Origin of the sequence: Nocardiopsis sp. CNR-923 (assembly GCF_001942255.1) — a bacterium.
Lineage (GTDB): Bacteria > Actinomycetota > Actinomycetes > Streptosporangiales > Streptosporangiaceae > Nocardiopsis.
Map to the genome: position 1 here is coordinate 1 of NZ_MKKC01000057.1, position 1,030 is coordinate 1,030.

A 1,030-nucleotide genomic window follows, 5' to 3' on the forward strand; every position below is an offset into this window, starting at 1 on the left:
GGAGTCGGGGTGGAACTTCGGTTCCACCTGCTTCTCCAATCGAGCCGCGACCACCGTCTGCGCGATCCTGTCCGCGACGGTCGGAACTCCAAGAACCCTGGTTCCACCGCCATGCGATTTCGGTATCTCCACCGCCCGCACCGGGGGCGGGAAATAACTACCAGAGGACATTCGGTTCCAGATCTTATAGAGATTTCCCTGTATATCCTTCTCGAACTCCTCGATCGGGCAGCCATCGACCCCCGGCGCTCCCTTATTGGCCTTGACCTTCTCCCATGCCTCCCATACTTCCCACTTCGAGATTTCGAACGACTTTCCTGACGACTTCAGCTCGCTCACGCGACTCCTCCCGGAGCAAAGCCCCGGTTGATCGAACGAACACAGCCACGGATGGCCCGGACCCTTCGCTCCACCCCCATTACAGAGGCTTCTCCACTACTACGGTCCGGTCCGCCGGCGAGCCCCGCACCGGTACTCGATCCCTCACGGTTTCCGCCGTTGCGGGACACTCCCTCTCGCCACCAATCGGTTAGCACTATCGGGACTCGCCTTCCCACGTTCCACGCGAAAGCAGCAGATCAGACTCGCGTCGCCTCCATGCCGGGCACCGCCTGGCCAGTAGACGGGTATCCGCCAGACCTTGTCCTGGAGACATATCTACACCCCCAGTTTCGATGCCATCTGGATAGGTTTTCGACACGTCATCAGCGATTCGCTCGCGCTCGCCTTTCTGATCCCCACCTGACACCTCACGGGCGCCTTTTCCACATCGCTCACCACGACGGTCTTCAGCCAACGCAGCATGTGGCGGTTTGAAGCCTCCCCCCGCAGGGCGGCTCCGAAGGGCCATACCTTCATCATTCGCGCAGCACCGCATTCTGAGAGGTACCTACCTCATACCTGCACCTCACTTCCTGCGTTCGTGGCACACCGACATCACCTACATTCCGACGCAGGAGGGGTGGCTGTATCTGGCGACCGTCATCGACTGCTGCACCAAGGAAGTCATCGGATACGCGATGGATGACCA

Annotated in this window: 2 pseudogenes; one reads left to right on the forward strand and one right to left on the reverse strand. The window is 60.3% G+C overall.

What is annotated here, in order from left to right:
* Window positions 1–339: pseudogene (locus BJF83_RS03805) on the reverse strand (group II intron reverse transcriptase/maturase); the annotation flags it as partial.
* 584 nt (window positions 340–923) lie between these two features.
* On the opposite strand from BJF83_RS03805, the pseudogene BJF83_RS28410 reads away from it, so the two are divergent.
* Window positions 924–1,030, forward strand: a pseudogene (locus tag BJF83_RS28410) (DDE-type integrase/transposase/recombinase); the annotation flags it as partial.